Genomic DNA, 25,443 nt, shown 5'->3' on the forward strand with positions numbered 1-25,443 from the left:
GTGAATCCGGGACCAGCGTCGGCAAGCGGCTACCGCGCGGTGACTCGAGCTTGCCGCACGGCGCTGTTGAGTATGACCGATGACAAGTGGAACGCACCGACCCCGACCCCGGCAGGTATGGTTAGAGTTACGGGCGGTTCATGTGAATACGAGTCTTCGACCGCTGGGTGTATGAGCAAGACAGCCGTGAGGTATTGGCGAACCTGTCGTCCGACGAGGAGCTTGGTAGGTCCGCATCGCGACTGTCTCTCGATGAAACCGTGGCCACTATGGGATTTGTTGTTGGCAAAGTGGCCCAGGCTACCCGACAGTGGGCGTTCAGGTCACCCTCCGGGTCGTATCCGGGTCAGTGTCGATAGTTGCGCTAATCTGGTAGACGACTTGGTCAGGTTGCAGCCTATGGCGGCTGTCTAGCTGGACGTACTGCAGTTTACCAGGCTTGCTGACGGTCGGCTCGATGTGCTCCTCGTGCCAAGCTATGACGTTGAACTAGATGGATATAAGGAGGCCCCCTGGCAGTTCCACATTGTCGACCGGCTGAATTTCGTGATCTGCCTCGATTGGCTCCCTGTATGAGGGTTAACACCGAGATCTACGCCAGCGCAAAATAACTACGTAGCACATCTTTCGACGCCCGCCAAACTCGCTCACTAGCGAGATCAGCCCATCCTGGCTTTCTGGATGTCGGGACGGTAATTCCATTGCCGTTCGTTGATAGCAGCGTATCATTGTATATAATCCTGTCGAAAGTCGGCGGGGACGCGAGGGGCTGAAAGGTTTCGACTTCGCGCATCGAATCAAGGGAAGCGTGCCGGTGCAGGCAAGAGACCACCGTAAGCGTCGTTGCAGCAATATAAGCGCCGATTCATATCAGCGCGACTATGCTCTCGCTGCCTAAGCGATGGCTAGTCTGTCAGACCGGGAACGCCCTCGTCCCGGAGCCTGGCATCAGCTAGAGGGATCTACCGATGGGTTCGGTCGCGGGACTCGTCGGGACACCAACCGCGACTGGGATCGTCATCCTGGCTAGTTCGCGTGATCAGGAGATCCGAGTAGAGGCATAGCGAACTACGCACGGAGAAGCCTTGAGGGAAATGCCGTAGGACCCGGGTTCGATTCCCGGCAGCTCCACCGAATAATGGCTAGTTCGGGATACCCGCGATCGATCGATATCGATCCGATTCACGGCGGTACCCTCCATGGGCGAATGCAGGTGATGTGTTACTGGGTTGCTAAAGACGGCCAAGTGTTGCGGTGGGCAATGGCGTAAGCAACCACGAGTGAAACGTAACACTCTTGTCGGTTGCCCTTCTCGAAATCCGCTCCATCGACGGCTGTCATATTGGTTATATACGCTAGGCAGGCAATGTTATGGTCTGCCGTGGATGCCCACGTGTAGAGTTCCGTGGCTTCCAGTTCGTCACATGCGATATCGTGTCCTTATGTTTTCTTGCGGAAAACCGTCAGCGTATTCTTTAATTAGCTGGCGCGTCGCCGTGGAACAAAATACGTCAGGTTCACCGACGAGCTGCCCGAGGTGGATTTGATCGCGTCCAGCCCGTCATCGTCCTACAGCCATTTGGCGGTGGTGAGCGTTTCGTCGGTGGCGATTCTGCCACGCACGCCGTCGACCATATTGAGCTATCGGTCACCGCGATCTGTTGCTTGACAGCCCGACGTGCCGCCAACATCAACCCAAACGCGACTTTAGCCCAGTTCTGCAGCGACCTGCCGAACTCGCTATCTTGACGGTTGGTCATCGGAGACAGAAATGCATTTGCTAGAATAGTTATGGCCCACGTGGATTTCGACAGCGTCGAAACCGGTGTTGACGGCCAGGCGGGTGGTGTCGGCGTAGGCCACAGCACATCGTGGATATCATCGCGGGTCTTGTGAATGAAGGCCAGCGGGACACCGCTCAGTGGGTCGGACCATTTATCGGCGATTCGCATCCCGATTGGATTGAAGAACTGCACTGGCACCAGGGCAGTGGCCTTGTTGGAGCCGGCATCAGTTACCGGACCCGCGTAGCTGATCTGTGTGTTCACCGCCGCGCCCTACGCGTGGATCGCCTGGGTCAGCCGACATAACCCGGTTACTGCCTCCAACACATCCAGATCTGATTGCCGTTGGTGTGGCCACCAAGGGAAAGTGCGCAATACGTGACGGTGGTTATGCCCACCCCGCTGGTTGCTGATGATATTTGATCAGGTTATCGGTCACCAGTGCATCTGGCGTGCGCGCCTCGAATGTTGCGGCCTTGATGACAAGGTTACGTAACGTGAACGGATCGAGCTGCGCTCGGCTGAACACGTCCGTTGTGTTGGCCATATCTGGAGCCTAACCGCCTGCAGCGGGTCTTAAGCATACTGACGCCGGTAGGCTATGTCAGACTGTCAGACGTGGGTGCAATCACGCTGGACGGCAAGGCCACCCGAGACGAGATCCTGATCGACCTCAAGCAACGCGTGGCCGCATTAACCGAATCCGGTCGCACGCCCGGACTGGGTACCATCCTGGTCGGTGACGACCCCGGATCACATGCCTATGTTCGTGGCAAGCACGCCGACTGTGCGAAGGTGGGCATCACATCGATTCGCCGCGACTTGCCCGTCGACATCACAACGGCCGTGCTGCATGACACCATCGAGGAACTGAATGCCAACCCCGACTGCACCGGCTATATCGTGCAGTTGCCGTTACCCAAGTACCTGGACGAGAACACGGCGCTGGAGCGTGTCGACCCGGCCAAGGATGCCGACGGCCTGCACCCGACGAACCTCGGCCGGCTAGTGCTGTCCACCCCGGCGCCGCTGCCGTGTACCGCGCGTGGCATTTTGCACCTGCTACGGCGTTACGGCGTCGAGATCGCCGGAACACACGTCGTCATCATCGGGCGCGGTGTTACGGTTGGTCGCCCGTTGGGGCTGCTGCTGACACGCCGTTCCGAGAACGCCACGGTGACTTTGTGCCACACAGGAACGCGCAATCTGGCAGCGCTAACCAAGCAGGCTGACATCATTGTAGCCGCCGTCGGTGTTCCACATCTGCTGACCGCGGATATGGTGCGTCCCGGAGCTGTGGTGGTCGACGTCGGTGTCAGCCGGGTCGAGACTAGGCTCGTCGGCGACGTGCATCCGGATGTCTGGGAAGTCGCCGGTCACGTCTCACCGAATCCTGGTGGCGTTGGTCCGCTTACCCGGGTGTTTCTGCTGACCAACGTTGTCGAATTGGCCGAGGGACGGCAGTAAACGTGCGTGCAGCGTTGCGGTCGCAATGGCCGATTCTGCTGGTTGGGATGATCTTCGCTGGAGCGTTCGTGCTGGTGGGGGCAAATTTTTGGCGTCGTGGTGCGCTACTAATCGGTATCGGTGTCGGGGTAGCAACAGTGCTGCGACTGGTGTTATCCGATGAGCGGGCTGGCCTGTTGATGGTGCGCGGCAAGGTCATCGACTTGGTTACAACGGCGTTAGTCGGTATGGCGATGGTCTACATCGCGTCGACCATCGACCCGCTAGGCACCGGCTAGATTCCCGGTATACCCGGGCCTGGTGGCAGACTGGGTAGGTTGCCGCTGGCTACGTTGGCCATCATCGTGGGGCAGTATATCGAAATTGCGATCTTGGCGAAGGTTTCGGCCATCTGTGGGGACATGTCGCTGTTTCCCCGAATGCGCTGTACGGCAGCGGCGAAATTGCCTCCCGATTTGGCGAGTATTGGGCAGACGTAATGGCCCATTGTCATCGCGCTTCTTGGTTCGCCAAAGTTGACGCCGGCGTGATTCAGTGCTTTGATGAAGGTATCGTCGATCGCATCTGCCTCAGCTGGTACTTCAAACGCTGTTGCCGCGGTGAAGAGGGCAGCGGTCGCCACCAGCAGCCGAATGGTCAATGGCTGACAGCGAAATAGCCAAATCCAGTGGTCAATTCTCGCCAGCGAGTTCATGACAGCCCCCAGTCTTTGGAGTGCCTTTAGGGCACTCAACATCAACCTTAGGAACATTGATCTATAGCAGTCACATTTGCAGCACATGGAGATAAAGTTTTGCGCACTATACTCACTGTCCCGCAGTGAGCTAGGGGTATCGGTTAGTAGATCGCGAGCGGTGCAGTGTGTTTAAGGCGGATCGAAGCCGCACGGTGATCTGGACACGTGCCACGACAACGGTTTTCTTATGTGTGCGTTGGCTAAGAGTCCGGCCCATGACGACGAGTCGGGTCCGTGCGCTGAATCTGGAATGTCACGGCAGGCGTTTCTTCGCGGCGCCGTCGGCGTATTGACGACTGGAGCTGTGTTTGGCACTGCGCGAGTTATGGAGGACCCGGCTGTCGGTTAGGGTCCTTTAGTCCCTCTATCGGAGGCATACTTCTGCTTTCAACCAGCGGCACTGCGTTTACCCTGGGCAAGCAAGTTTTGAATGAATATAACAAAGGCTCTAATCCAGCGGCCGTTGTCAGGGTCTCATTGCAGACGGATGTCCAGAAGGCGGTTGCGTCCGCGACGGCGAACAAGCTCAAGATCGCCCCGAGTGGTGGTGGGCATTTGTATACTGGGGCGTCGACCGCCTCGGGTATCAGGGTGCTTTACCTGCGCGGGCTGCCCGCTGCGGCGAACTTTGATAGCGGCAGCGGCAATGTCCCGGTAACATGGATACTACATCTGTATGTGGTTCCACCAGGCGCTGGCCGGGTTGGCGTGCGTCATGCGATCAGACATTCAGCTAGGTTGCAGTCCAGCGCAATTCAGCGCAAGACACTTAGCCTACGGACCTTGTGGTGTATTAACCAGTGGTAGCTCGAGGCTATCTTTTCGCGGTTTTGTTGCTGGTTCGGATGTGATCACCGCGGTGAGTAGCAGTGCGGACCGTTCCATCGCCACCGTGCTTGGGCGGTGGCCTGTGGCGGCCGGGTCGGCGTCGGTGCTCGTCGACTTGCTGGGCGGTGCAGTCGCCTGATGTGGCACTGGAAGATTCAGTTTTCCCCTGACGTCGGTGGGTCCACTGTACTGCAGTGATACGACCAGTACAACAGTGGCAAGGCGCCCGTGGTTAAGCAATTGCTTAATGCATGCACACCTTGCGGTGCAACCTTTTCGGTGTTGGGTTTTTAGTTACTAAGTGAAGTCAAGTGACTCTGGTGGATCTTATGCTGGGGTGACGGTTTGGTGAATTGAAGTGCTTGGCGACTTCTGTTGTTCCCGGTCCGTCCTACCTTTCTGGCACCGTGAGTGGCGCTTGGCGGTGGCGTTGATTCGGGTCTTCTTGTCGACAGTGTAGTGCATGCGGACGATGCGGAAGATGTTGTGTTGGTCGGTGCGCCAGCATGTTGCTATGCGGATGAACAGGATGATGGCGATTTGGCAGATAGCCGAGTCGTGGTGGCGCTCGGTGGTTATGAGTAGCTTGTATTTTCCCGCCAGTTGCTGTTCGGTCTTGCGAGTTTGATCGGCGGCGGTGAAGAGAGTTTCCTGTAGCAAGGGGTCACCGACATTGGTGAGCTCGTGTTGATGTTCGGCTTGTCCGGACTGGCTTAAGTTTGGGGATAAGGCCCAGATAGCGGCCAAGGAGTGAAACCGGTATGGGCCGGCGATGACAGCGTAGGTGACAGGTCTGACGCCGGGGGTGGATGCGATGATTTCCGGCCGGGTTGGTCTCGGAGTAGAAATTGGCACAGTTTTCGGCGAAATCCTCGTTATGCTCGGCGAGCATCTGGGCTTGTTCAGTCTCGGCGGTGATGTCGACGGTCAGTTTGGCTAAGTCGATCCGGATTTCAGCACCAGATCCCCACAACTGCAGTGGTTCTTGAGCGGAAGTCAGCAGAATGGTGGCGTGATGTTCGTGCCAGGCGTCCCGGGGAGTGACGGACCAAAAACGGGTCAGACTGGGGCCGCATGCCCGAGACAGGATCAGGCTGTGGGGGTCGGGTAGCGGGCCAGCAGCGCCAGTGTGGCCTTACTATAGCTGGATCCCAGCGGCGTCGTACCAGCCCTGGCCCGAGCAGCTCGAACTGGGCGTCGAGGCGTTGGAGGACGGCGTTACGGCGCTTGACGATCGAGGTGCGGGTCTTGACCATCCGTCGCAGTAGTTCGGCGGGGCCCTTCACCGGTGTGTTCGGTCAATCCCTTTGACTGTAGTAGCGGTAGTTGGGCCTCCAGCTTGGAGTCCAGGTGGTCTTTTGGTGTATTTGGAGTACTAGGTGCGCAGATATGCTGACTGGGTGGTTGGCACTATTGAGATACGGGAACGTCGCGGTGGCGAAACCATGATGCGATCTGGGTATATGCGTTGCGGGGTGGTGCCATCACCACCCGCAAGGTGTCTTTTTGCTCACCGCAGCCTGATCTGCGTTCAGAGCTTTTCAAATTCAGCGGGCTGGGTGAAGGTACTTGCGTCCGGTTCACGCAATCGTCTCATCAGGGCGAACAAGCGATGTTTGGTGCGCAGCCCAGCAGGCCATGTCGATACCCAATATCAGCTTTAAAAACATTCCTTTCGTCGGGGTCCAGGAAGTTCGATTTTCGACAAGAATAGCCCAGATGAGATACCAGCCGGTTCAGACCGTGTCCGAGGACGACCACTTAAAAACCCGGAATCACCATTGTGTTCCAGTAGGTAGACTGGGCCGTCTGTGGGCACTCACCAAACCTAAAATGTCAGTGGGTTGGTCTAGTTTGAGTATATGGCGTTGTGGCGGGGTCGTTGATCGGGAGAGGATCACGGTGGCTTTTGATGCTGCTGTCGGTGGTGTGGCCGCGCTGGCATTCGGTGTGTTGATCAGCCCAGAATGGTTGGCCTTGTTGGAGCGTTGTGAGCGAGTGTGCCTTCGTTTTCCACTAGTGTATCATAATTGATCAATTCCTTTGCCCGCCAAGCTACCCCAGAATAAGTCGGCGGAAAATCTCCCACACGCTTGCCGAGTGGACGCTGATCAGCCGCACTGAAAGCATCCTTACGCATCCGCGATACCGCCGGCCTCAGTGAACGGTGTGCGCTCACCGGCGCTCCCGCCACCACAGTTGGCCGCCGCCAAAGCTCAACGCGCTGGACGACTCGGCACCGGCCAGGTCATGGTGACCAGCCGTTTTGTCACCAGCTATCTGGCTGGGTCGATACGGTGACCCGCGAGCACGCCGAAGCCGATTTGGCTAAGAAGAGAACTCAGTTTCGGCCCTAGCAGCTGGCTAGATTTGCTGACACACTCGCCGACTGTCTCAACTCCTATGTTACCTAGTGTAGCGCGTACAGCGATGAGGATTAGTCCCGCCGGCGTGGGCTGACCTGGGGCAAGCAAGAGCCGACGGCATGTCTGTGCTGCGTGATCAGCCCTGATCTGTGCGCCATTGTAAAAGCTAGTGTTGGCCAAACTGGCTTCCCCGGAATGTGTAATCTCACCAATGACATCGTGCGTGTGGACGGCGTTCCCAGCCAAGACGTGATAGAGCGCTACACTCGTAGCCCTGGACAGTGCAATAATGACGGGTTCAAGGTAGCATTGTGTGCTCTGCCGGAGTCCGGTAAGCCGTTCCAGCACAACGAATTATCGGCTTCCATCATCGTCAACACGACGCTGAATGAATTGGAAGTCGCCCCCGGCAAGGTCCTCAGTGGTTGGGGCGCCATATTGCTGATGTTCGACGTGATCCAGCTGTCCGCCACGTCCGGCATTATCTGGAGATTTTCGATAAGCGCAACGCTCTGGTCCTGTATCCCACGAAGCTGGTGTCTTCGCCGGTACAGCGAATTATTTTGTAAGACAAGGGTAGTAACCGATAGATTTCGGGATGCACAGTGTTTGGCTACTAATGCGAGGTGCATCATGCAACCAACTATGCCAGATTCCGCACCATCGAGGTCAAGAACTTAACCTTTGGCTGCGGCTCCACACCGTCTAACTCAAAAACAGTGGATGGATCATCCGAAAACGCGCTAGTGGTGACACGAAGTGGATGCCATGGTCTCATCTTCACCGAGGCTAATTCAGAACTAACTACCTTCTTAAATAACGAAATTCCTATGCGCAGGTGACAGTGACGAAGACAACGAGGGGAGTTAGCCTGCGCTAGGTGGCTAATGTCGCTCGAATACACACGGTTACATAGGGAAGTGCCAGTACAGCCGAGTGCGTCAACGCTGGGATAGGTGGCCAGCAGCTCACGTACCTGGTCGAGATGCACTAGCTATGAGACGCCACTAGATTGATCAATGCCTGCGGAGCAAGGTAGCTTGTCCATTTGACTTGATAGCACTCCATATCGGTGAACGGTGCCGGCAGGGTCACTTCGTTGCAGACCGGGTCGCCGTCGTGTCCGATGGTTTGACTTAGCTCACTCACCCAGAGTAGTCGCCCGTCGCGGGCATGCCATACCACGCCCAGTTGGCCGCTCGGCCGGAGCACCCGGGCCACCTCGGGAATGGCTCGTGTGGGATCGCCCTAGTCCTGTACCTGGGCGACCAGAACGACGTCAGCAGCGTTGCTCCCAAAAGAATCTCTTACGCAGTTCCTAGCTGTGCACGAGTGTCTGGCAGCGAGGTGCGCAGCACTTCCAGCATCTCGGGAATCGGTTCGACAGCCACGACGTCCAAGCTGTGTTCGACCAGACGAGTGGTCAGTTTGCCGGTGTCTGCACCCAGGTCGGGAACCTTGCACGCTCCTGTCGGCACAGCCAGTCGATCGTTTCGGGTGGGTAAGATGGGTGTCTTCGCTTAATATCATAGGCAACAGCCGCGGAGCCGAACGACAGGGAGCGGTCGTGGCTAGGTTGCGTAAGTGTGACTTGTTGCGTCCTGTTACCCCGTTGCTGGAAATCATCACTAGCGCGGGTCATTGCGAACACGCGTCTTCCTTGGAACCCACGTCGGCCAATTCGAGGGTTTGACGGATCAATTTGCCGACGGCCTCGGATTCCACCAGGAAGCCGTCGTGCCCGTAGGTGGAGTCTACAACCTGCAGCCCGGTGCAGCCCGGCAGCATCTCGGCCAGCTCCTGCTGCAAGCGCAGTGGGTAGAGCCGATCCGAGGTAATGCCACCCACCACCACCGGTACCGGGCACCCGCGCAGCGCTGTACCGATCCCTCCGCGGCCCCGGCCAACGTCGTGGCTGTTCAGCGTTTCGGTCAAGACCACGTAGCTGCCTGCGTCAAAGCGGGCCAATAGCTTGTCACCCTGGTGCTCTAGGTAACTCTGCACTGCGTAACGCCCGCCCGTCGCCGGGTCCTCATTGCCTTGGTTGTTGTTGGCAAACCGGGTGTCGAGCTCGACCTCGCTGCGGTAGGTCAGGTGGGCGAAGCGGCGGGCAATTGTCAAGCCGTTCTCTGGTGCCCTCCCTGTCTCGTAGTAGTCACCGCCTTGCCAGTTCGGGTCTGTCTTGATGGCTGCGATTTGGGTGGTTTGGGTGCCGATCTGGTCGGCGGTGGCGCGCACACCGACCGCCAGCAACAGCCCGGCCCGGACTTGGTCCGGGTGGCCGATGATCCATTCCAGTGCACGCGCCCCGCCCATAGATCCTCCAACGACGGCGGCAACCTTTGTAATTCCCATGGCGGCCAGTGCAGCGATATCTGCCTCTACCTGGTCGCGTATAGATATCAGCGGAAATCTTGAACCCCAAGGCTTTCCGTCGCGGGCAAGCGAACTAGGGCCGGTGGAGCCACGGCAACCGCCCAGCACGTTGGTGGCTATCGCGCACCAGCGGTTGGTGTCGATTGGTGCACCCGGTCCAGCTATCCAGTCCCACCAGCCGGGTGTGGGATGTCCCGGTCCGGCGGGCCCGGTGATGTGCGAGTCACCGGTGAGTGCATGCAGTACCATCACTACGTTGTCTCGCGTGGGCGACAATTCCCCCCAGCGCTGAACGGCGATGCAGACATCGTCGATGACGGCACCGCTTTCGGTGGTAAGTGAGCCGATGTCGACCAAGCCGACCTCGCCTTCGGCCGGCAGCTTCTGGGTAGGGACCTTGGAGATTGTCATGTCAGGAGCCCTCAAAAGGCTGCTATAGCCTGCGGATCATTGCTTTGGCAAGTCGTCGTGAAGCCGAACATCAGGTCGGTCAGGATGTCGTCGATGTTTTCGAGGCTTACGGCGATCCTCACCAAGCCCAGGCTGACGTCGGTGGACAGTTGCTCTTCCGGTGTCAGCTGGTCGGGGGTGGTTGAAGCCGGATGAATCACCAGCGAGCGCACGTCGCCGATGTAGACGACGTGACTGTGCAGTTTCAGCGCGTTCACAAACGTCTTGCCAGACTCTGTGCAACCGGCCAGCTCGAACGACAGAATAGCTCCGGTTCCTTTGGCGCCAGCTTTTTTGCCCGTTCATGCCATGGCGAACTGGGCAGTCCCGCATAGTTCACGAACACCACGCCTTGGTTGTTGTTTCGGTGGTAAGCCAAAAACTTGACGATCCGCTGCACATTCACGACGTGCCATTTCACCCGCAGACTCAGCGTCTCGAGACCTTCGGCCACCAAGAATGCGTTGATAAGGTGAAAAGCCACGGATTTGTAGTAACGCAACAACTGTATGCGCACCTTGAGTGTATACGCCAGTGTCCTGAGCTCAGGATACACCACCCTATGGTAATTGGGATCGGGTGTGATGAATTTGGGGAAATGGTCTTGTGTCCAACCCAAGGTACCGCTGTCGACTATCACTCTGGCGATCGCGGCGCCAGGCCCATTTAAGATATTTGGTCGCCGAGTGCATCACGATGTTTGTGCCCTGGGGTGAATAGCTGGATGAGATAGGGCGTCACGATGGTGTTGTCGACGGTCAGCGATAGCCCCGTTGGCGTGAGGGATCTCGACGACATCGGGAGTATCCAGCAGGTCGATCTGCGGGTTGGAGATGATCTTGCCAAAGAACGCTTTCGCGTTCGGTTAGACCGCTGCCTATCACGAATCCAGATGGTCGGGATCCTCTACGCAGAGGACCTAGATTCTGATCTTGGCCAGCGATATAGTGGAGCAAATTACAGGTTTCGCTGTAGAGCCGTGGGCTGGACACGATGTGATCTCCGACTCCGGCCAGTTCAAGGTGGCGAATGTTTCTGTGGCCTGCCCGGATGCAAGGAACAGTGTGGCCACGCCGCCCTCGAGCGCGGCGGCATGTGCGGTGTCGGTGAACGTGTAGGAGGTGGTTTGTTGGCTTGGCAGCGCACGGGCGTTGGTGGCCGAGCCGGGGCTCTGCCTAACATCAATCTGTTTAGTTGCGAATGCCCAATGCGGATCGACTCGGCTCGGGGGCTGTTTTTCAGAGCTCACTTGGGCTGCCTTCTGCTCGGAAGTGGGCTAATCGTGTAATTGGGGTACTCAGGCTAGGACGTCATCGCTAATGACGTCAACCAACGCTGGTTGCTAGCAGCGATACACATAGCCGCATATCACGTTTCCCTGTTTGCTAAGAGGGCCCGTCACGGCGGACTCGCGCTTGCCGCGTAGCCGGTTCTGGCTACTCAACCTGGTCATCACCGGGGCACTCCAACGCGGTTGGAGGGTTGCCGGCCAGCAAGTCGGGGCTTGACGCTGGCGCTCATGACCGCGTTGCAGCCTATCGCGTGGCCACCCGACCCGACGTCAACTCTGACAGCTTTAGCTGGCCGTTTAGCGACCCTACTAGCCCATCAAGGCTGTTAGTGGGGCTTGCTTGACAGGCAATAGTTGACACGGGCGGAGGGTTTTAGACTCTAATGTCCAATGAACCCAAGATCAAAGTCGAAGGCCCGGTAGTCGAAGCTCGGTGGTGATGAGATGATCTGCGTAGTCTGGAAACTTATCAAAGGACATGTTTGATCCTGTTGCATCTGGATATCAACCTGGACTATTACGAACTGGACATCGAGCATCGCGATTGCATTGACGACCAGATAACGATCGACACCGACCATGCCATTAAGAAGCACGGTGTGGATGTTAAGTGTGTCATGGCCACCCCTGACGAGGCCCCTTTCCAGGAATGCGATCTGAAGGAGATGTGAATGTTGCCCAAAGGGACTATTCGAAATATTTTGATCGGAAATATTTTTCGCGAACCGCTTGTAATCGCTAATGTATCGCTACTGGTTTTGAGTTGGGCCAAAAAGATTGTCATGGTAAACCAAAATTTTTGGTGATCAGTATCGGACAATCAACTTCAAAATTAGCCAGTCCGGCTCCTTCTCAATCACTTTCACTTCATCCGAAGGCAACGAGCCGATCGTGCACAAGTATCAAGTATGGTGTCGATCCCCTCCGATGGTGGTGTCGTGCAAGGCGCTACAACTTCAAGGATTCCATCCGCGATTTCGTGCACGTCGTTTTCTTATGGCTTGAACGCTAAGTGGCTGGTGTACCTGTTGACTAAGAATACCATTTTCAAGGTCTGCGACGGCATGTTAAAAGACACGTTCCGTCGCAGTCTAAGACGAGGAATTCAAGGACGAGTTCGAAGCCGCCGGGCTGATCTACGGGCGTTGGCTTATAGACGAGATGCTAGCAGCCTGCCTCGAGTGGGTGGGCGGCTACGTGTGGGTCTGCAAGAAGTATGACGGCGACATGCAATACAGACATCGTCGCGCAAAGCTACGATTCGCTAGGACTGATGACGGCTGACGGTAAGGCGGGCGAGGCTGTGCACGACACCGTCACCCGGCATTTTCGACAGTATCAAGCCGACCTCGACAAATCCGATCACCTCGATCTTAGCTTGGACGTGCGGACTGCAGCATCGCGGCAAGCTGGACGGCACTTCGGAAGTGGTTGACTTCACCCAGAAGCTGGAAGAGTGTTGTCATCGGCACGATCGAGAGCGGGGAAGATTACCAAGAACTTGGCCTCCCTCAATCGGTTCTGAACAAGACTGGCAAAACAGCGAGGAATTTCTCAATTCAATCGCCGACAATCTGAAGAAGGCGCTCGGCTAACTCGCTGGGCTAGCGGCCTCGGCCGGCTTGCTGCATTGGTTGATGAAGTTGGTGATGAGCTTGGTGATTACCTCGGGCGCTTCGAACATCGGAACGTGCCCCATGCCATCGAACTTGGTGACCTGGGTTCTTTCGGGCAGGTGGTCGGTGAAATGACGGCTGTATTTGGGCGGCGGGAGCACGCGGTCCTTCTCACAGAGCACCAACAGAACGGGCACAGTGATATCCGCCAATTCTCGTAGCCCAGGCTGTAGCAACGTCTTGATCAGCAGCAGGAAGTAAGCTGGGCAGTGCCCGGCATCCTCTACGATGTTGCGCAATTGGTGTTCGCTCAGCCCTGCCGGCGATCCGGTCAGCGGCAGGCTGGCTAACCGGTGGCTGAACGGTAGGGATAACGCCCGCGAACCGAGCCCGCGGGCCACCGCCACCAATGGCATCCCAGCGACGAACTTGGCGATCACTTCGAACTTAGCCAGGCTCCAGCGTGTCCAACCGCCCGCCGGGGCGATACCGGTGACGCTACGTGCCCGCCCACGCCGCTCGAGCTCGAAGACGACCCACCCACCGAGCGAGTTGCCGACCAGGTGGGCGGTATCCCAGCCCAGTTCGTCCAGTTGCTGCTCAACATGGTCGGCCAGAGTCGAAACGCTCATCATCCAACTGCTCGCGGACGGTCCACCGTGGTGGGCGGCCATCGTCGGAGCGAATACCTCGTATCGTTCGGTGTTGGCCAACTGTGGGGCCACAATCTCCCACACCGTCTGGGACATCATGAACGGGTGTAGCAGGAGGACCGGCTCTCCAGAACCAAGGTGAATCGGCTGGCGCATGCTGCCGACTCTAAAGGTGGTACCCCGGGTACCGCAAGCTACCACTGGCCGGTGTCGCTGGTGTTGGCAGGCCGGCACGGATGAAAAGGCTCACGTGAAAAGATCGGGGCATTATGAGTACCGCTACCGGATTCAGCAGGATTTTCTCCGGCGTGCAGCCCACTTCTGATTCGCTTCACCTCGGTAACGCGTTGGGTGCCATCACCCAGTGGGTTGCGCTGCAGTACGATCATCCGGACGAATACGAAGCGTTCTTTTGTGTGGTTGACCTGCACGCCATAACCATCGCGCAAGATCCCGAGACACTGTGGCGTCGGACCCTGGTCACTGCCGCGCAATACCTGGCCTTGGGCATCGATCCGGGGCGCGCCGTCGTTTTCGTGCAAAGCCATGTACCAGCCCACACGCAGTTGGCGTGGGTGCTGGGCTGCTTTACCGGCTTCGGACAGGCGTCTCGGATGACACAGTTCAAGGACAAGGCGCTGCGTCAGGGTGCCGACTCCACCACCGTCGGCCTGTTCACCTATCCTGTGTTGCAGGCTGCCGACGTGTTGGCCTACGATACTGATCTGGTGCCCGTGGGGGAGGATCAGCGGCAGCACTTGGAGCTTGCGCGTGACTTGGCGCAGCGGTTCAATAGCCGCTTCCCGGACACCTTTGTGGTTCCCGACATGTTCATTCCCAAGATGGCTGCCAAGATCTACGATTTGGCCGACCCAACGTCGAAAATGAGTAAATCGGCGTCCAGTGATGCTGGGTTGATCAACCTGCTCGACGATCCGGCGTTGTCCGTCAAGAAAATTCGAGCAGCGGTGACCGACAGTGAACGGGAGATCCGGTATGATCCGGAGGTCAAGCCGGGTGTGTCGAACTTGTTGAACATCCAGTCCGCGGTCACCGGGGTTGATGTCGATACCCTTGTGCAGCGCTACGTTGGGCACGGTTATGGCGACCTGAAGAAAGACACCGCCGAGGCCGTGGTCGAGTTCGTCAGCCCGATCAAGGACCGGGTCGACGAATTGATGGCCGATCTAACCGAATTGGAGGTTGTTCTTGCGGTCGGAGCGCAGCGTGCTCAAGATGTGGCTGGCAAGACGATGCAGCGGGTTTACGACCGGCTGGGCTTTCTTCCGCAACGGGGGTAAGGCTTATCGCCATGACGGAACCGGCCAACACGGGGATTATTGATCGGCTGCGGGGCCGGTTCAGATGGCTCGACCATGTTGTGCGCGCACACCAGCGCTTCGACGAGCGCAACGGCAGCTTTTTCGCGGCCGGTCTCACCTACTACACTATCTTCGCGCTGTTTCCTATGTTGATGGTAAGTTTCTCGGTGGTGGGATTAGTGCTGTTTCGTCGTCCGGAGTTATTGACCACGATCGATGACCACATTCGGTCTGCGGTATCTAGTCAGCTGGGACAGGAGCTGGTCGACTTGATGAATCGGGCGATCGATGCACGCGCGTCCGTCGGTGTCGTTGGCCTGGCTACCGCGGCGTGGGCTGGTCTGTGCTGGATGTCGCATTTCCGTGCGGCGTTGACCAAAATGTGGTGGGAGCACCATATCGATCCATCGAGCTTGCTACGCAACAAACTGTCTGATCTCTTGGCGATGGTGGGAACATTCGTGGTATTCTTGACCACCCTAGCGCTCACCGTGCTGAGCCATCAGGCACCGATGGCCGCTATACTGAGATGTATTGGAATAACTCACTTTTTTGTGTTCGGTGTGATTTTTCAGGGTGCGTCGGTCTTGGTGTCAACGCTGGTGTCCTGGTTGTTGTTTACTTGGATGATTGCCTGGTTACCGCGGAAGTCTGTCAATTTGGTTGCCTCGATGCGTGGCGGGTTGATAGCTGCCGTAGGGTTCGAACTTTTCAAGCAAGTGGGGTCGATCTACCTGCAGATAGTGCTACGCAGCCCGGCAGGCAGCGTGTTTGGTCCGGTGCTTGGTGTTATGGTGTTCTCCTATTTCACAGCGTATTTGGTTTTGTTCGCAGCCTCCTGGGCAGCGACAGCGGAGTTGTGCATGAAGCCTGTCAGCGTTCAGCTCCCGTGGTCATATCTTTTCCCGGGTAGAGACGAAAGCGGGTCCTAGCACACGTTAGGCGCTGACCACGATGGCCGTGGGAGCCGTTGTTGCGCTGTTATTTTCCGACTATCCCGCTGATCACCCGATCCCCGGTTACTGTGACGGAGGCCAGGTGTGGACCGGGCCGGCTGTCTGCCCAGTTGCCATGAGCCATGACGGACGTTATCTGCAAATCATGTTCTAGTACAACAAGATTGAAGTACAGATCTGCCCTAAGGCTGTCCACGCTGTCGAATCCGAGAGCCCGGGCTGGTGCCGCCGCGGTCATCTGAACTGCGGCGGCCAGCTCCGCATCAAAGTCCTGAACCGATGCTGAGCCGGTTTGGACAACTCTGCAGAAGGGTTTACCCTATCCACGGCAGGAGTGCTGCTGGCAATACAGCGAAGTTTTCTGAACGCGAACCACATTGGACACTACTTCGATCTAAACCGCACCAAGCAGAAACGTTCCGTAGTCACAGCTGGACGCGGTGATTGCATCGAATACCACGGTGACCCGGTTAGGACCCGCAGCATGAATCACGGCGTGCACTGCGCTGGGGGTGCACATGTGTTCCGTCGGTGATGAACTCGACAGTGACGCGCGGGTCGGCCATTAAAGCTAGCGCGGGTCCGGGTGCGCGCTGGTGCGGTGGCGGTATCGCGTAGATGGTTTCCGACGGTCGCTCTCAGGGTGACGGCTTGGGTTGCCTGCGTATGTGATTCATACGTATGTCCCACGGCGACAACAACACCTGTGTCACGAAAGTGCTGCGTAGTTGATCGTTTCCACGCAGCTCGGGTGCCAGTGTGACCATACGGGTCGCTTCAGCACCGGTGGTGCGTATGGCTTAGATTTCCAGTGTTATCCGGGTAACGTAACTGCGTGCTGTCGTGTGCTATGCACTGTGCCGTGCTCAACCACGTTCTCTCCAGGTGAATTTTTGCCGCAATGCCCCGGCGCGTTGCCTAGACGAATTCTCATACCGAGCCGGCGAATTCTGCAGGCATGTCGTTGAGCAAATTGGCCAGAGTCATCGTAATATATTGCAGCAGTTGAAATTCGGAGTTCATAGCCACCCATGGCGTTTTCCGTCTACGTACGATCTGCAGCGGAAGTGCACATTCACGTTGATAAAACCATTAATTACAATTAATTGGGAAAATACTGTCTTCAGACAGAAGAGATGTGTCGGTACCGCAGGCCAAGATCTGCCAGCCGGCTGTCTGTAGCCAGTTTGGTCGGCAGATTTGTTCGTCGATGGCCACTGTTCCGGCACTGATCACGATCACAGGGTCCGTGTCACCTTGTGCAGCCCGAGCGGACTATCGGGCTCTTAACTGTGGGCAATAGCCAGGTGAAGTGCTAGCTTCTGCGACGGAAAGATTTTCAGCACCGGCGACAGTTCATCGGGTTGCCTGCTGGGCAACGCGATCCGACCTGCCAAGTGCCCAGGCGTGGGGCCAGTGCCGATCACGAAAATGTCGGCCCCACGTTCTGTCAAGCGAGACAACGTCGGCAGTATTGCTCGGCCGCTGGTGCCTTCGAGGACGATGGCTAACACCAGTCACCTGGGTGTCCACTGTGGCAAGCGCACTGTGCAGCAAGTTGTCACTCGAAAAAGCCTGAAAAGAAAGGTAGCACGTCTACATCAGGTTGAGTGCTGTTTCGCAGGCTGTAGGATAGGAGTAGCCATGTCCGGTGATGATCAACCGTTGAGTGAACCGTTAGTGCTGGGCGAAGGGGACGACATCGTACGCCAGCATGTGTTCACCCAGTTTCGGCAGCTGGGTCGGGTGTGCACCGTCGGAACCACTTAGCTGACCGAACAGTAAATACAATGTTAGCAGTTCGGCGGTGTATGACTTGGTTGCTGCAACCGAACGCTCCGTCCTGGCGAGCACGTTTACGTGGATTTCGGCGGCAGCCGCCACGTCGGAGTTCGGGTTGTTGGTCATGGTCAGGTTCAATGTGCCCTAGCTGACGGGCCATCTCGACGGATCGCATCAGGTCCGGTGAGCCGCCAGACCGGTTAGAGCATGTTGTGCGGTTTCGTGCGGATCCCGTTATTATTGTCGTTGACGGGGACACCAGGCCGGCAACCTGGGGATGATTTCGGTGAGGTATTGGGCTTTTGTGCTGCGTAGTCACTGCTACAACAAGCAATAAAAAACGTGAATCGATTTGCGGAAGAGGAGATCCGGTCTATCTCAGCGCTGACCTGGAGCGGTCATAATCGACTATTAGCGACAGTAGATGTTTCTTCAAACCAGAGCTTGCCCGTTTCCCAGAAGTGTTAGAGCCCCTCGGGTTGGCGAACTTTGGTCTCTGGCGTGTACCGATAAACAACAGTGAAAGCAATCGAAGCAAATAGCCTAAACACTGCTAAAGCTTCTGTGACACTTAGTGAATGAGGTATAGTCGGTAAGCTTATGGCGACGATCGCGTTGGTCACCAGATTGGAAGGGAAGTTAGCATGGCGTTTGACCCCATCGACTGCAGCAGAGTCGGGCATGCTTGGCCAGCTTACACTCACACTAGCAAGCCGAACCCGAAGCTAAAGTCTATGCTGAACAACAGCACGTTGCCGAATTCTTATAACGGCCTAGCACCGCTGAATCCTTGGGTGAACAAAGCAATCAACACGACGTCGTCGGTGCTTATGGCTGCGATGCCGGCTAACAGAATCTGGCGCTGACCTCTCCAGGCGACCAAAAACCAGCACGGTACACACCGCCGCAACGCCGGCTAACTACACCAGAGCCGGCAACGTCAGCAGAGCGATGTTGTTCTGAAAGCCCATGGCTGCAAACAGCTGAGAGCTGTAGTAGACGACCAATTTAATGCCGGTAGTCTGGGCGAGAAAGCCCAGGGTGATCACGAAAATGGTGGCCCACCGATACGACCACCACAGCATGGGGCTACGCTACCATTGTCTTCGCTGAGGACATGGGTGATCTCGGCAAGCTCGGTCCGACGCGGTTTTCGAGCTCCACTTTGCTGCAGCGCCCGGCGGGCGTCGAAGACCCGGACATTCAGTTGGCACCAGCGCGCAGTGCATGGCATGCGCGCCAATTATCGACAGCAACAGCGCCGCGGCCACCACAGTTGAACCCCAGAATCCATTGCCAACTGTGCGTACCAACCAGCAGGTAATTGGTCAGATAGCCGAGATGGTACCGCTGACGATCGCCACTTAATAGGTGGTCAGCCACGATCCGCGCACCGCGACCGGTGAGGATTCCCCGAGGTACACCGGTACGATCACCACGGTCATGCTGATGGTGGGGCCAGCCAATAGCATAGGCGACGAGACCGAGCGTGCACCCAGGAGTGCGAAGACCATATAGCCTACGGGGATCAGCACTATCGACTTCTGACGTCCGATTGCATTGGTGAGTACGCTGGCGCTGAACGCTTTGGCGATCTGGCCGAGCACCGTCGATCGTCGTCAGCAGTTTTTGTTGCCTTGTGGTAAGGACGAATTGATCAGTGATGAACATCAGCGCTGCCGGCGATGCCGGAAAGGACCTAGTCTTAGATGCCGGAAAGGACCTAGTCTTAGATGATGTCGACGCTGGACAACGGTGAGCCCAACCATTAGTCTGTACTGCTAAGGGCGAATCAGCTGACCGACACCCGGTCGTTGCGCAACTCAAGGACACGGTCGGAGCGTTCGAAGGTAAGACACATCGAGAACCAGGGAAACGTCCTGGTTAAGGGTCTTCATCACGGCAGAGACGCCACCACAACCAAAATGTTGTGAATGAAATCCAGATTGTTCAGGCCTGTTCAGTGTTGTGGCCGGCGGTTTAGCGAACGCGTGATCATGATTAAGCCGAACACGATCAACGTACCGACGACCGCTACGCCTATTCGTACCGGAAGCGTGTCGTTTGATGACATGATTCCGGCGGCTTGTAGGCCATGGCCGTGCCGATCTGCGTTACCGGCCACCGTGGGGTCGGGTTCGATCAGTGTGCCTATCTGGGTTCCGACTGCGGTGCTAAAGCCATAGTCCAACAAGTGCGCTGCTTGTTCCCACGGCGCAATCGGCTGCCGGGTCCCGTGTAGCAGCACCGCCATCAGCCGTCGACCATTACGGTTGGCGGCGCCCACAAACGTTTGGCCAGCGTCGTCGGTGTAGCCGGTCTTGCCGCCCAACGCACCCGGATATTGGTAGAGCAACTGGTTGTCGTTTTCCAGCTGGTAGCCGGGATGGTCGCCGGGACCGGGGAAATTGAAGGTCCGGGTAGCGACGATGTTGCTGAACGAGGGGTTCTGCCAGGCGTACCGGTAGAACAAGCCGATGTCGTAGGCCGACGTGCTCATGCCCGGCCCGTCCAGCCCCGATGGCGTTGCTACCCGAGTATCCTGGCCGCCGAGTTTGGCGGCCAGCACGTTGATCTTCTGCAGCGCTTGCTGCATACCGCCGAGCTGCATGGCCAACGAGTGCGCGGCGTCATTGCCCGACTGCATCAACAACCCGTGCAGTAGTTGGTTGATAGTGTATGTGCCGCCGTCGTGGACGCCGACCTTGGTGCCCTCGGCGGCGGCGTCCTCGGCAGTTCCGGCGACCGATTTGTTAAGGTTGAGCGTGTTGATGGACGCCATGGCTAACAGCACTTTAATGATGCTGGCCGGGCGGTGTCGGCCGTGTGGATCGCGGGCAGCGATGACGGCGCCGCTGTTCAGATCCGCCACCAGCCACGCCTCGGCGGAGAGGTCACCTGGTACTGGCGGCGTGTCTGGAGCGGTGACGATTCCGCAGCTGTTCAGTGCCGCGCCGCCGACCGGTTTGGGCGGCACTGCCAGCGGCATCGGTGGGTTACCGGTTTGGGGGACTTCCGACGAGTCCACCGCTGGTGGAGTGGACACCTGGTATGGGCATGTTGCTGGACCGGCGTTGGGTCCGGCATTCGGTTCGGCATGTCCGACTGGCACGGCGGTAGGCAGGTCCAGCGCGACTGGTCCAACGATCGCGAAAACTGCTGCTGCCAGGCATGCGGTGGAACGTAAAAAAGACATCGTGTGTGCAGAGTAGGCGATCGGGCGTCTAGTTAGCGTAAGCCACGCTGTGATTGATGGTACAGAAGTTGCAAAGTGTGCTAACTCACCTTGGCAGGCGATATACGGACAACGTGCGAACGGGCTTTCGCGGTAAACGCGGTATCCGACCAGTCCGCGTGCCGACTCTAAACTAATTGGAATCCGGAGAGTTGAGCCATGAGGTCAAGTTCGGCTGGTGCTATGATTCATAGCGCGGACTGCGCAACAGGTGAGCCTGTTTTGCCATTGCCGAAACGAAAGTCATGTGAGACAGACCTCTGGTGTTAGGACGTCATTAGGTATCCAGGTTGATTTAGTCGGGCTCGCAATCAAACATCGCTTCCTGCTGTCCGAGCGGGAGTGTGCGTAGCTTTGGCACAACAACTCGATTACGAAGCGCTCGCTGGGGGCGAGTTATAGTGTGTTGCATTGTGGAAGCAGAAGTCCCGCTCGGTTTCTTGGGGAAGTGGGTTGGAGATTGTGTTGTAGGCGAATATTAGGAAATGCTATATTAGCCTGCCAGCCACGGTGGTGGTCATGTTGTCCGCGACGACGGGAATTTGTTTCAGCGGCCTTTTCGCGGAACTGGGCGGTTATCGCATGGGATAAGTGCGATGCCGGTGACGGACACACCACACCCGCTTAGCGGGATAGCCACTCGGCCAGTGTCTATAGCGAATTTTAACTCCCGGCCACCTGACGCGATCTCGATGAGATACTCAATTGTCGGCTCTTGTACCTCGGGTGCAAACCATCTCGGTATCTGGGGTGTCATACCGCTGTGCCACGTTGGGGTCCCAAATCTCCTCCTGGAACACGGCGCTGATTATGTCGACTTATGTCGACCGGCACATCGTAGCTTTCAACGATTATCGGATTATCGCGTGCGCCTGCAGCCGCGTGCAGGCCTCGGTGAGCATGCCGCACAGGAAGATGGATTCGATGGTGTCCACAACTTGGCCTGATCAACTGATCAACGGCGGCGCCAGCTGGATGACGGAATCGCCGCGGTCGTCGGTGTGACCATACAGCCCGGCCGCAAAGAGCGCCGACGAAACGGTACCCAGCAGCTCTCGGCGTTACTCGTCAGAGAAGGTCTGCTTGGTCGCCTGGTCTTTGACTAGTTCTATGCTGAAGAAATAACCCTCGCCGCGGACATCGCCTACGATCGGCAGGTCATGCAATTTCTCCAGGGTGGCGCACAACGCGGGTGAGTGCTGCTTTACCGGCTAGTTGAGGTTCTCGCGCTTGAAGACGTCGAGGTTGGCCAGCGCGACGACTGTCGATATCGGGTGATCGCCGAGCGTATAGCCGTGCGGAAACAACGTCTTGCCATCGTTGAAAAGTTTGAACACGACGGTCACTGGCGATTATCGCGCCCAGCAGTGAATAGCCCAACGTCAGCCTGGTGGCGCGGGTTTTATCATGCCGGGCTGGTAGCCGAAGTCGTCACAGGTGAACATAGACCCAGTCCGGCCGAACGCACAGATAACCTTGTTGAAGACAAGTAGTACGTCGTATTCGTCGCAGATCTCGCGGACCCGCTCAAAATAGCCAAGGGAGGAGGTGGTAATGGAATCACCTGCGTTCCGCACCGGTTCCAAGAAGATCGCGGCAACGGTCTGGGGTCCTTCGAACTTGATTCACCTCGGTTGTCCGGTCAGCAGCCCACTGCACGAAGGCCTTGATGTCGGGTATGGAGCAGCTCGGGCTTGTGTTGACACCCCGGAAGCCGCCGAACGTCACCGGCTCGAACGGCGCTTTGAAAAATGGTAGTCCGGTAATCGCTAGTGCGCCTTGGGTGGCGCATGGTAGGCGATAGAGCACGAAATGGCCTTATGTTTGTCGGGTTTGCTGTTGAGCCTGAAGTACTGATTGGCAAGTTTCTACGCGGTTGCGACCGTTTTGGTGCCGCCGGCTGATGAAGAACACTCTGTTTAAGTCGCCCGGAGAGCATAGTGGGCTAGATGTTCGGCGAATTCGATCGCAAGCGGTGTGGCGTATCCCCACAGTGGAAAGAACCCCAGTGTCCTGGCTTGCCAGAAGGAACTGCGGCTGAATCCTATGTCAGTCATTTACCGGCTGACCGGAGCTGTGGCCGGTAAATGAGGACCTCAAAGCTGGTTGATCGTGGTGGTAAGTCAAGCTTGGCCTAGATCGACTGGGGGCGGCGACTCACTGGCGTGAGCGGCTACACTGGTAACTAGCTGCCACGAACCCGTGGTCGTCGGTTTGGACAGTGTCGATCTGCTGTCTACCGTGGTGGCCGCCGAGTGTGCTTGGCTTGTGGCAATGATTGTACTAGAACGCCTCAGCCTCGGTCAGTGGGTAGCGTTCGTGCTGCATGACTGGTGCGCTGTACGGTTAGCCGATGTGGCAGATGTGTTCGGGACCAGCGTGGCCGCTACGCTGCCGCTGGCCCGTAAAGCTGTTACCGCGGAGTCGCCCCAAACCCGATCCCAGCCACAGCAAGGTGATCAGCCAGCTGATGGCCGCAATGGCCAATGGTGACCTGGAAGCCGTGGTGTTGTTGTTTAATCCCGATATTGTCTTTAACGACGATTCAAACAGCAAGGTGAACAAAGAAATTCACGTTATCAGCGGAACGGACAAGGTGGCACGGTCCATGTTTGCCCTAGCCCGCCACTAAGGCCCGGTGTTCGTTACCATCAATTAGCTGGCACTGGTCAACGGTGATCTGGGCGCCTACACCGAAGGTTACTCCGGCATCGATGGCTATCGGGAGATGGCCCCGCGGATCACCGCGATGACGGTGAAAGACGGAAGGGACTGCGCCATATTGTATATGGCTAACATCGATAGGTTTATCGGCTATACGTTGCGGGGTAATCAACGGAATTCAATCCTTTTCAATGGAATTGAATACCTACATTCGGTGACGGCCAGCTCGGTGTTGATGTGTGCCAGCATGCTCTCGATGCCGGTATGGTAGCTTAGTTCGATCACGTCAGCTTTGCTGAAGCGGGAGCGCAGTTCGGCGACTTGCTCGTAGGTAATTGAGCGCGGGTCGTTGGTTATTGCGATGGAAGCGCGTTCGTTGTCGGGGAAATACGCAGACGTTGCATGCATAGTTGTCCGTCCTTCAATCTCTTGACATTCAGGCCATCCAGGTACTGCAGCATAGCGCTGAAGTCGATACACCATAAGCAGCCTACGGGCCGGGTGGTCTAGTACATGGCCAACTTATGAACACTGGCTGGTGGCGCGCTATGCACGTTCTAGAAATTTTTCATGGATGTCGCCGGTCAGGGGCTAGGTTGGGATGGTGCGTATGGACGGCGAAAGATTCGGGCTCCTCGCCGGAGCGTTGTTTAACGATACGGTACATCAGTCGGATAACAAATTTTGCGTCTTTCAGGAATAACGGCTCGATGCGATTTTTTGTGTCATACCCATGAGACGAGACAGGAAGCCAAGATGTGACCTCGTCAACGCGATAACTGTAAAAAGAGTTAGATAACATGGTCCGAAGGCAATAATGTGATGGCACGTTCGCTCCATTTGTCAAATGAACAATGACTCAGATGACAGCTTTTGTTTCTATTTCAACGTGTTCGCTGTCGAGGTACTTAAGAGCTTCATCTTTACCTGTCCATCTTCCGAAAAGTATATCTATGAAACCGTTTTCGTCACTGATCGTCTTGGAGTTCCGTCGCCGCTTTCCGCGCTGGTGGCCGGCCGTGACTAAGTGTCTGCGAGTCGGCGTCCTGGTGTTCGACATTGGGTTCTTGAAAACTGTTCTTCTGGAATGAGATATCTCCAAAACCGGAGTTATGATCAACAGTCGTCTGGATGTTGTTCTGGTCAGCGAAAATATGAAATGGGAATATGTTGAGGACAACATCACCTTAGACATGTTCGTTGCCCTGGCGCGACGGCTACGCTAAACTATCGATGAATTCACCAGTCGGTTCAGCCCTTACGGCTATCCGCAACAGACTGAAATGCGAACGGCATAAAATATTCCCGTGCTTTGGCAGATCCAATGCCGTGGCTTCAACGGCTACGGACCGCCGGTGCCGCTGATAATCAGCGGCACCGGCAGCCGGATGCTGCAGCTCGCCGCCGAGCATGCCAGCGTCGTTAGCCTGGCCCGCATCTACCAAGTTCATGGCCAGGTCCCAGGGATGATGTGACTCGCCACTTCCGCTGAAATCGATGACTGCATTTCATACGTCCGCAAGTGCGTCGGTGACTGTGCCGATCAACTTGAACGGTACGCTTTGGTTCACGCTGTAGTGTCCACTGGCGATCGCCACAGTGCAGCCGAAAAGATCTCCCAACAACACAGTAAACGGTATGACTCCAGAGGAGGTGTTGCAGCTGCCCGAGATTTACCTAGTTACCGTCACACGGAATGGCCCAACACCTGTGCGCCGACCGCTACGGATTTACGAACTATGCCATCCCAACAGCCAAACATCCGGCCAAGAATCCGTTAATACAGAAACAGCTTGGTTTTCTCTTGCGTGTGGTCTGCTGACAACAGCACGACGTGGCCCCATCCTTTCGGGGATGTCACACTACCTTCTCGCCCGGGGTGGACGGATGGGCTTGGTGACAGCACGTTATGGGTGC

General features: G+C 56.9%; 21 protein-coding genes, 1 other RNA gene, 5 pseudogenes and 1 riboswitch. Of the genes and pseudogenes, 13 read left to right on the forward strand and 14 right to left on the reverse strand.

Annotation, left to right across the window (positions count from 1 at the left end):
• The first annotated feature begins 765 nt into the window (after positions 1-765).
• Positions 766-1,134: a transfer-messenger RNA gene (ssrA, locus tag ML_RS03390) on the forward strand.
• 350 nt (positions 1,135-1,484) lie between these two features.
• Here ssrA and ML_RS15225 read toward each other — a convergent pair.
• A pseudogene (locus ML_RS15225) lies at positions 1,485-2,331 on the reverse strand (oxidoreductase); the annotation flags it as partial.
• Positions 2,332-2,402: 71 nt separating this feature from the next.
• Here ML_RS15225 and ML_RS03405 point away from each other — a divergent pair.
• Both ML_RS03405 and ML_RS03410 read left to right on the forward strand, forming a co-directional pair.
• Complete coding sequence (locus tag ML_RS03405; RefSeq protein WP_010907869.1) at positions 2,403-3,251, forward strand: bifunctional methylenetetrahydrofolate dehydrogenase/methenyltetrahydrofolate cyclohydrolase; 849 nt, start codon at positions 2,403-2,405, stop codon at positions 3,249-3,251.
• Positions 3,230-3,529, forward strand: a complete 300-nt coding sequence (locus ML_RS03410; protein WP_269147089.1) for a DUF3017 domain-containing protein — start codon at positions 3,230-3,232, stop codon at positions 3,527-3,529. The genes ML_RS03405 and ML_RS03410 overlap by 22 nt, the downstream gene beginning before the upstream one ends.
• On the opposite strand, the gene ML_RS03415 is transcribed toward ML_RS03410, so the two are convergent.
• Complete coding sequence (locus ML_RS03415; RefSeq protein ID WP_231846713.1) at positions 3,526-3,873, reverse strand: DUF732 domain-containing protein; 348 nt, start codon at positions 3,871-3,873, stop codon at positions 3,526-3,528. The genes ML_RS03410 and ML_RS03415 overlap by 4 nt on opposite strands.
• A 540-nt stretch (positions 3,874-4,413) precedes the next feature.
• Between ML_RS03415 and ML_RS18645 the strand changes: the two genes are divergently transcribed.
• A complete protein-coding gene (locus tag ML_RS18645) occupies positions 4,414-4,794 on the forward strand; it encodes an FAD-binding protein (RefSeq protein ID WP_172591900.1) in 381 nt (126 codons plus the stop codon).
• Between the two features lie 348 nt (positions 4,795-5,142).
• Here the strand turns inward: ML_RS18645 and ML_RS15230 are convergent, their stop codons facing one another.
• A complete protein-coding gene (locus tag ML_RS15230; protein ID WP_010907872.1) occupies positions 5,143-5,670 on the reverse strand; it encodes a transposase in 528 nt (175 codons plus the stop codon).
• Between ML_RS15230 and ML_RS15235 the strand changes: the two genes are divergently transcribed.
• The 3 genes from ML_RS15235 to ML_RS18650 all read left to right on the forward strand — a co-directional run bounded on the left by ML_RS15235 (position 5,600) and on the right by ML_RS18650 (position 7,862).
• Complete coding sequence (locus tag ML_RS15235) at positions 5,600-5,755, forward strand: hypothetical protein (RefSeq protein ID WP_162618211.1); 156 nt, start codon at positions 5,600-5,602, stop codon at positions 5,753-5,755. The two genes, ML_RS15230 and ML_RS15235, sit on opposite strands and share 71 nt — an antisense overlap.
• Positions 5,756-5,855: 100 nt before the next feature.
• Positions 5,856-6,083, forward strand: a complete 228-nt coding sequence (locus ML_RS15240) for a hypothetical protein (protein WP_010907873.1) — start codon at positions 5,856-5,858, stop codon at positions 6,081-6,083.
• Positions 6,084-7,271: 1,188 nt separating this feature from the next.
• Positions 7,272-7,862 (forward strand): DUF222 domain-containing protein, encoded by a 591-nt coding sequence (locus ML_RS18650; RefSeq protein ID WP_081439318.1) that lies wholly within the window; start codon positions 7,272-7,274, stop codon positions 7,860-7,862.
• 195 nt (positions 7,863-8,057) lie between these two features.
• Here ML_RS18650 and ML_RS03445 read toward each other — a convergent pair.
• From ML_RS03445 to ML_RS03455, 3 genes and pseudogenes are all read right to left on the reverse strand, one after another.
• Positions 8,058-8,823: pseudogene (locus ML_RS03445) on the reverse strand (class I SAM-dependent methyltransferase).
• Positions 8,820-9,968: a homoserine O-acetyltransferase MetX gene (gene metX, locus ML_RS03450; protein WP_010907874.1), complete on the reverse strand. Its 1,149-nt coding sequence runs from the start codon at positions 9,966-9,968 to the stop codon at positions 8,820-8,822. The pseudogene ML_RS03445 and the gene metX overlap by 4 nt, the downstream one beginning before the upstream one ends.
• An 11-nt stretch (positions 9,969-9,979) precedes the next feature.
• Positions 9,980-11,256 (reverse strand): annotated as a pseudogene (locus ML_RS03455) (PLP-dependent transferase).
• Between the two features lie 157 nt (positions 11,257-11,413).
• Positions 11,414-11,532: riboswitch (SAM riboswitch) on the reverse strand.
• A gap of 149 nt (positions 11,533-11,681) precedes the next feature.
• On the opposite strand from ML_RS03455, the pseudogene ML_RS03460 reads away from it, so the two are divergent.
• Positions 11,682-12,893, forward strand: a pseudogene (locus tag ML_RS03460) (NADP-dependent isocitrate dehydrogenase).
• Here the strand turns inward: ML_RS03460 and ML_RS03465 are convergent.
• Positions 12,890-13,723, reverse strand: coding sequence for an alpha/beta fold hydrolase (locus ML_RS03465; protein WP_172591901.1), 834 nt, complete (start codon positions 13,721-13,723; stop codon positions 12,890-12,892). The pseudogene ML_RS03460 and the gene ML_RS03465 sit on opposite strands and share 4 nt — an antisense overlap.
• Before the next feature lie 113 nt (positions 13,724-13,836).
• Here ML_RS03465 and trpS point away from each other — a divergent pair, with 113 nt between their 5' ends.
• Genes trpS through ML_RS03480 form a run of 3 tightly spaced genes read left to right on the forward strand, consistent with a single transcriptional unit; the run spans position 13,837 to position 15,999 of the window.
• Entirely contained in the window at positions 13,837-14,868 is a 1,032-nt protein-coding gene (trpS, locus tag ML_RS03470; RefSeq protein WP_010907876.1) for a tryptophan--tRNA ligase, read from the forward strand.
• Between the two features lie 11 nt (positions 14,869-14,879).
• Positions 14,880-15,821 carry an inner membrane protein YhjD gene (gene yhjD, locus ML_RS03475; protein ID WP_010907877.1) on the forward strand — a complete coding sequence of 314 codons (942 nt, stop codon included), beginning with the start codon at positions 14,880-14,882 and terminating at the stop codon, positions 15,819-15,821.
• A 22-nt stretch (positions 15,822-15,843) separates the two neighbouring features.
• Positions 15,844-15,999: a hypothetical protein gene (locus ML_RS03480; RefSeq protein WP_156511805.1), complete on the forward strand. Its 156-nt coding sequence runs from the start codon at positions 15,844-15,846 to the stop codon at positions 15,997-15,999.
• A gap of 1,132 nt (positions 16,000-17,131) precedes the next feature.
• Here ML_RS03480 and ML_RS03485 read toward each other — a convergent pair.
• From ML_RS03485 to ML_RS03505, 6 genes and pseudogenes are all read right to left on the reverse strand, one after another.
• Positions 17,132-17,299: a phosphoheptose isomerase family protein gene (locus tag ML_RS03485; protein WP_156517075.1), complete on the reverse strand. Its 168-nt coding sequence runs from the start codon at positions 17,297-17,299 to the stop codon at positions 17,132-17,134.
• Between the two features lie 223 nt (positions 17,300-17,522).
• Positions 17,523-17,753 carry a hypothetical protein gene (locus tag ML_RS03490; protein WP_111480988.1) on the reverse strand — a complete coding sequence of 77 codons (231 nt, stop codon included), beginning with the start codon at positions 17,751-17,753 and terminating at the stop codon, positions 17,523-17,525.
• 794 nt (positions 17,754-18,547) lie between these two features.
• Positions 18,548-18,712, reverse strand: a complete 165-nt coding sequence (locus tag ML_RS14220; RefSeq protein ID WP_111480989.1) for an MFS transporter — start codon at positions 18,710-18,712, stop codon at positions 18,548-18,550.
• Positions 18,713-18,991: 279 nt separating this feature from the next.
• Entirely contained in the window at positions 18,992-19,234 is a 243-nt protein-coding gene (locus tag ML_RS14225) for an MFS transporter (RefSeq protein ID WP_064430264.1), read from the reverse strand.
• A 353-nt stretch (positions 19,235-19,587) separates the two neighbouring features.
• Positions 19,588-20,823 (reverse strand): D-alanyl-D-alanine carboxypeptidase DacB1, encoded by a 1,236-nt coding sequence (gene dacB1, locus ML_RS03500; RefSeq protein ID WP_010907878.1) that lies wholly within the window; start codon positions 20,821-20,823, stop codon positions 19,588-19,590.
• An 890-nt stretch (positions 20,824-21,713) separates the two neighbouring features.
• Positions 21,714-22,883: pseudogene (locus ML_RS03505) on the reverse strand (aminotransferase class III-fold pyridoxal phosphate-dependent enzyme); the annotation flags it as partial.
• Between the two features lie 434 nt (positions 22,884-23,317).
• Between ML_RS03505 and ML_RS18655 the strand changes: the two are divergent.
• Positions 23,318-23,494: a hypothetical protein gene (locus ML_RS18655; RefSeq protein ID WP_414085519.1), complete on the forward strand. Its 177-nt coding sequence runs from the start codon at positions 23,318-23,320 to the stop codon at positions 23,492-23,494.
• A gap of 200 nt (positions 23,495-23,694) precedes the next feature.
• Here the strand turns inward: ML_RS18655 and ML_RS03515 are convergent, their stop codons facing one another.
• Complete coding sequence (locus ML_RS03515; protein ID WP_064430266.1) at positions 23,695-23,934, reverse strand: carboxymuconolactone decarboxylase family protein; 240 nt, start codon at positions 23,932-23,934, stop codon at positions 23,695-23,697.
• 899 nt (positions 23,935-24,833) lie between these two features.
• Between ML_RS03515 and ML_RS03520 the strand changes: the two genes are divergently transcribed.
• On the forward strand, positions 24,834-25,001 hold the full coding sequence (locus ML_RS03520) for a hypothetical protein (RefSeq protein WP_156517076.1): 168 nt from the start codon (positions 24,834-24,836) through the stop codon (positions 24,999-25,001).
• Positions 25,002-25,443: the final 442 nt, after the last annotated feature.

This window comes from Mycobacterium leprae TN (genome assembly GCF_000195855.1).
GTDB lineage: Bacteria > Actinomycetota > Actinomycetes > Mycobacteriales > Mycobacteriaceae > Mycobacterium > Mycobacterium leprae.

Bases quoted from the DNA above. Each gene is read 5' to 3' on its own strand.
- metX (WP_010907874.1), bottom strand. From the start codon at position 9,968: ATGACAATCTCCAAGGTCCCTACCCAGAAGCTGCCGGCCGAAGGCGAG.
- ML_RS03465 (WP_172591901.1), bottom strand. From the start codon at position 13,723: ATGCGCCAGCCGATTCACCTTGGTTCTGGAGAGCCGGTCCTCCTGCTA.
- trpS (WP_010907876.1), top strand. From the start codon at position 13,837: ATGAGTACCGCTACCGGATTCAGCAGGATTTTCTCCGGCGTGCAGCCC.
- yhjD (WP_010907877.1), top strand. From the start codon at position 14,880: ATGACGGAACCGGCCAACACGGGGATTATTGATCGGCTGCGGGGCCGG.
- ML_RS03480 (WP_156511805.1), top strand. From the start codon at position 15,844: ATGGCCGTGGGAGCCGTTGTTGCGCTGTTATTTTCCGACTATCCCGCT.
- ML_RS03490 (WP_111480988.1), bottom strand. From the start codon at position 17,753: ATGACCAACAACCCGAACTCCGACGTGGCGGCTGCCGCCGAAATCCAC.
- ML_RS14220 (WP_111480989.1), bottom strand. From the start codon at position 18,712: ATGCTGTGGTGGTCGTATCGGTGGGCCACCATTTTCGTGATCACCCTG.
- dacB1 (WP_010907878.1), bottom strand. From the start codon at position 20,823: ATGTCTTTTTTACGTTCCACCGCATGCCTGGCAGCAGCAGTTTTCGCG.
- ML_RS03515 (WP_064430266.1), bottom strand. From the start codon at position 23,934: ATGCATGCAACGTCTGCGTATTTCCCCGACAACGAACGCGCTTCCATC.